The 5,513-nt window shown below is 33.2% G+C and carries 5 protein-coding genes; 3 read left to right on the top strand and 2 right to left on the bottom strand.

Annotated elements, in window-relative coordinates:
- Positions 1–1,263, bottom strand: a 1,263-nt coding sequence (locus tag AC061C_RS15165; protein WP_478291867.1) for a phosphoenolpyruvate carboxykinase (ATP), incomplete at its 3' end; no start/stop codon positions are given.
- Positions 1,264–1,321: 58 nt separating this feature from the next.
- Positions 1,322–1,729 carry a DUF423 domain-containing protein gene (locus tag AC061C_RS15160; protein WP_478291866.1) on the bottom strand — a complete coding sequence of 136 codons (408 nt, stop codon included), beginning with the start codon at positions 1,727–1,729 and terminating at the stop codon, positions 1,322–1,324.
- A 176-nt stretch (positions 1,730–1,905) separates the two neighbouring features.
- On the opposite strand from AC061C_RS15160, the gene AC061C_RS15155 reads away from it, so the two are divergent.
- From AC061C_RS15155 to AC061C_RS15145, 3 genes are all read left to right on the top strand, one after another.
- Complete coding sequence (locus tag AC061C_RS15155) at positions 1,906–3,276, top strand: saccharopine dehydrogenase family protein (protein ID WP_478291865.1); 1,371 nt, start codon at positions 1,906–1,908, stop codon at positions 3,274–3,276.
- Between the two features lie 483 nt (positions 3,277–3,759).
- Entirely contained in the window at positions 3,760–5,073 is a 1,314-nt protein-coding gene (locus tag AC061C_RS15150; protein ID WP_478291864.1) for an AAA family ATPase, read from the top strand.
- Positions 5,066–5,513, top strand: a 448-nt coding sequence (locus AC061C_RS15145; RefSeq protein ID WP_478291863.1) for an RloB family protein, incomplete at its 3' end; no start/stop codon positions are given. The genes AC061C_RS15150 and AC061C_RS15145, both read left to right, overlap by 8 nt.

Here is a 5,513-nt window from a genome sequence, read left to right as displayed (position 1 = left end):
ATCTTTCATTTTTTTACTCAACATCTCAGCATATTTTGTTGGGTGTAGTGGCATAAAAGGGGCTCCAAAACAAGCAGAAAAATTAGGTTGCGGTTCGGTTACTCCTGCTTCAGTTCCTGCCACTTTTGCTGTGTAACCAGAAATAAAGTGGTACGCGGCCTGTCCTGGGGTCAATCTTGAAATTGGAGGTAATATTCCAAAAGAATCAGCCGTTAGGAAAAATATATTTTTTGGGTTTTCTCCAATAGATCCTTCTTGGATGTTGTCTATATGATAAATTGGGTAACTAACGCGAGTGTTTTGAGTGATTGAAACATCTTCAAAATCAACTGTTTTTGTTTCTTTGTCTAAAACTACATTTTCTAATATGGCGCCTTTTTTTATCGCTCTAAAAATATCTGGTTCGTTTTCTTCGGTAAGGTTGATGACTTTAGCATAACAACCTCCTTCAAAATTAAATACCGTGTTTTCATTGGTCCATCCGTGTTCATCATCACCAATCAATTTACGGTTAGGATCTGCAGATAAAGTTGTTTTTCCAGTTCCTGATAATCCAAAGAAAATAGCAGTATCACCATCTTTCCCTACATTGGCGCTACAGTGCATAGGTAATGTATTTTTGAAAACAGGTAAAATGAAATTCAAAGCAGAGAAAATTCCTTTTTTCATTTCTCCAGTATATCCGGTTCCGCCTATTAACACTACTTTTTTAGTGAAATCTAAAATAGCAAAATTGCTTTGGCGCGTTCCATCAATAGCAGGATCAGCCATAAAACTTGGTACGCAAAGTACAGTCCATTCTGGTGCAAAATTGGCAAGTTCAGCTGCTTCAGGTCGTAGGAACATATTGTAGCAAAATAAATTTGCCCAAGGTGTTTCAGTAATAACGCGAACATTTAATCTATAATTTGGGTCAGAGCAAACGTATGCATCTCTTACAAAAACTTCTTTATCAGCTAAATAAGTGGTTACTTTATTGTACAAAGCTTCAAAAGCAGCAGGTTCAAACGGAATATTTACTTTCCCCCACCAAACTAAATCTTCACTAATACTATCTCTTACGATAAAACGATCTTGAGGAGAGCGACCGGTATATTCACCTGTGTTAACCGCTAAAGCGCCTGTGGAGCTTTCTACTCCTTGATTAGTTTGTATGGTAATGTTGTGTAATTCTTCTGGAGATAACTGGTAGTGAATTTTGGTACTTTCAATTCCTAAATCTTTTAACGAAATCGATTGCGTGAAAAGGGTGTTGTTGTCCATAAATTTATTGTGTATAGTTACTTTTTTATAGAGTGCAAAAGTAGAAATTATATTTCAGTTAGTCTTTAATTCTTCTGATTTTGTGATTTTTATTTAACAGTGTTACTAATAAAACTCCCCAAGCCATTATTAATAGTAGCCCGCCAATGGGTGTTACAAATCCGATGCGTTTAAAATCAAATGCCATAAGGTCATTTGTAGCCAATAGATAAATCGAACCAGAGAATAAAATCACGCCACTTAGTACTAAATAATAGATTGTTTTTTTTACCGCATCAGTCAATTCATCATATAAACCGATAAACAATAAAAATAACGCATGATACATTTGGTAGCGTACGCCAGTTTCAAAAGTGGCCAACTGCTCTACTGCGAGGAATTTTTTTAAGGCATGAGCCCCAAAAGCGCCTAAAATAATGGCAATCATTCCTAAGATAGTGGCTGTTGTTACAATTTTTGATTTCATAGTGTTGTCTTTAATACAAAAGTATTTTATATCCCATAAATATAAAAGGATTTGCGGGCTTAGTTTTACTCTACAAACAAAAAATCGACACTGTTATTTGTAATTAGAGAAATAAAACCGACTTCATTTGTTATAAATACAACAATTATGTATGTTTGTGTTACAAATATTTCAAAATGAGACAAATTTTAATCATCGGTGCGGGAAGATCAGCTTCATCTCTTATTCAATATCTTTTAGACAAATCCGAAAAAGAGAAGTTGCACCTTGTCATTGGTGATTTATCATTGGCTTTAGCCCAGCGTAAAACCAACGATCACAAAAACGCAACTGCAATAGCTTTAGATATTTATGATAATGAGCAACGAAAAAAAGCGATTGAAAATGCCGATATTGTCATCTCGATGTTGCCCGCTCATTTGCATATTGAAGTAGCAAGAGATTGTATTGTGTACAAAAAAAGTTTAGTTACTGCCTCCTATGTCAGTGATGCCATGCAGGAATTAGATGAAGCTGCCAAAGCAAATAATCTAATTTTCATGAATGAAATTGGACTCGATCCTGGAATTGATCACATGAGTGCGATGAAAGTGATTGATGCCATCAAGGAGAAAGGTGGCGAAATGATTCTTTTTGAGTCCTTTTGTGGTGGTTTAGTTGCTCCCGAATCGGATACGAATCTTTGGAATTATAAATTTACTTGGGCGCCACGCAATGTAGTGCTTGCCGGTCAAGGTGGCGCTGCTAAATTTATACAGGAAGGAACGTATAAATACATTCCGTATTGTAATTTGTTTCGCAGAACCGAGTTTTTACAAGTAGAAGGGTATGGTCGCTTTGAAGCGTATTCTAACAGGGATTCGCTTAAATACCGCAGCGTGTATGGTTTAGATAATGTGCTTACGTTGTACAGAGGAACAATCAGAAGAGTAGGTTTCTCTAAAGCATGGACCATGTTTGTGCAGTTAGGTATGACCGATGACAGTTACATCATGGAAAACTCAGAAAACATGAGTTACCGTGATTTTGTAAATTCATTTTTGCCCTATCACCCCACAGATTCTGTCGAAATCAAAACCCGTTTAATCTTAAAAATTGACCAAGATGACATTATGTGGGACAAGTTACTAGAACTCGACTTGTTTAATCCTAATAAAATAGTGGGTTTGAAAGATGCTACACCCGCTAAAATTTTAGAAAAAATATTAACCGACAGTTGGACGCTCGAAGAAGACGACAAAGATATGATTGTCATGTACCATAAATTTGGCTACAAATTAAATGGCAAAAAAGAGCAAATAGATTCCAAAATGGTTTGCATTGGCGACGATCAAACCTATACCGCAATGGCAAAAACAGTAGGTTTACCCGTAGCGATGGCCACATTATTGATTTTGAATGGCAAAATTACCACGCCAGGCGTTCAATTGCCTATTCGCAAAGAGGTATATGAACCTATTTTAAAAGAATTAGAGGACTATGGCGTTATTTTCAAGGAAATTGCCATGCCGTATTTAGGATACAATCCAGATAAAGAGTTTAGTTAGAAGTAGTAGTTATTAGTTTTTTTAGATTTTAGTTTGCTAAATCCGCTCCTTGTGATGTAAGTCTAGAGTTGCGGATTTTTTATGAATTTCAGCGAGTACGTAGTGGCATTTGGGCGTGACCCTGCAGTTGGCTTCGTCGTTCCTCCTCGCCACTTTGGGTCGGGCTGTTCGCTACAATCTTTGTTTTTTTTTAGAGCCTGAAATAAATTAAGGTTAAAAAACACAAAGGATTTTCGCTGCCATCCCTCACGCAAGACATAGCAATGACGCGTCTTTTTTTTTAATGACTTGTAAGAAAATCTTAATATATTTGAAAAATACGAAGTGAGACAAACCTTTGTCAATATACATTGGTTTAGATGTAAATATGAAAGTTTGTTTCGGCTATATACAAGTTGGCGGTAATATTAAAAAAACGTTAATTAGCGGAAAAATTAATTCTTATCTGTATATTTACAAAATAATTACAAATAATCTAATAAGATGAAAATTCAAGAATTTAGTTTTGGTAACTTTAAGTCATTTAAAGAAATTCAGACTTTAAATTTATCAGCAGCAAAAATCAAATCTCATAATAAAGAAATTGATGTCAATAATGTTATAGATGAAAACTCTAATTTATTTTTAAAGACTAAAGCTATTTACGGCGCAAATGCTAGCGGTAAAAGCAATATTATTAAGGCATTAGTTACATTTATTAGAATCATTAAAACTTCAATTAAAGATGAAGATATTTTATATTTGGTAGATTCTTTCCGACTATCCACAAAAACAGAAAATGAACCAAGTTTTTTTCAACTAATTTTTTGGCATAATAATATTAAATATAGATATGGATTTGAAGTAGATGATGAAAAAATTTATTCTGAATGGTTGTATTCTACCCCAAAAAAAAGAGAACTTCCATTATTCATTAGAGAAGGAAAAAAAATCATTGAATTAGATAAAAAAAATTACAACGAAGGATATAAATTAGTCAGTCTATTTGAAGAAGAAACAGAGGAAAATGAGATTTTTAGAAATAATTCATTGTTTTTATCAACACTCGCCACTTTTGGCTTTGGTAAATTATCTAAAGATTTAATTAATGCAATCGGCTCAACAATTATAATCAGTGGATTAGGACATCAAGGAATGATGAGATTTGCTGGAGATGCTATTACAAACAGTGAAAAGAAAAAATACATTGTAAATTTTTTGAAATATGGAGATGTAGGTATTGAAGATATTAATTCTATGGATGTGCCTGAAATTGATTCGGAAGAAAGTGAAAATGAAGATGAAACTAAAAAGGAATTAACAAAACAGAAAAAGAGAAAACTATTAATCTCATTTAGAAAAAAATATGATGACAATCTAAAGGTAGTCGAGAACGAATCGTTTCCATTCAGTAGTAATGAATCAGAAGGGACACAAAAATTATTTGAATTAAGTCCTTTTATTTATGAGGCACTGAAGAATAATAGACCAATCATTATTGACGAATTTGATGCTAGATTTCATCCATTATTAACAAAAAAAATTGTTGAATTATTTAATTCAACTTCCAATATTGGCTCACAATTAATTTTTACTACACACGACACAAACCTATTGTCCAACGACTTATTAAGAAGAGATCAGATTGAGTTTGTGGAAAAAGACCAGTTTGGTGCGAGTCATTTATATTCTCTTGTTGAGTTTAAAGGAGTTAGAAATAATGCCTCCTTTGAAAAGGATTATATTCAAGGTAAATATGGAGCAATTCCTTTTTTAGGAGATTTTGACAAATTAATTAATTCTGTTTCGAATGCCTAAAAAGACTAAAGCATTAAAAATAACTGACATTAAGTCTGAAAAACCTTGGCTTAAAAAAGCCAAAGCCTCAGTATATGAAATAGAAACTAGAGAAGTTAAAAAGACAATTTTAATTATCTGTGAGGGTCAAACGGAAAAATTATACTTTGAATCATTTCCTGTTTTAACACTTACAGTTGAAGCAATTGATTTGAAAGGAGAAAGTAAATTAAAGCTAATTGAATCAACTATAGAAATTGTAAAAAATAGTATTAAAATATATGATGAAGTTTGGTGCGTTTTCGACATGGATTTTAAAAGAGGTGAAAAAGAGTTTGCAGATTTTGATAATGCGATTACTAAAGGGAAAAAATGTGGGTATAAAATAGCTTATTCAAATGATGCTTTTGAATTGTGGTTCTATCTTCACTATCAGTACAATGATAATAAAAATCATAGGA

The organism is Flavobacterium sp. GNP010, assembly GCF_056428945.1.
This window is presented reverse-complemented; position numbering and strand designations above follow the sequence as displayed.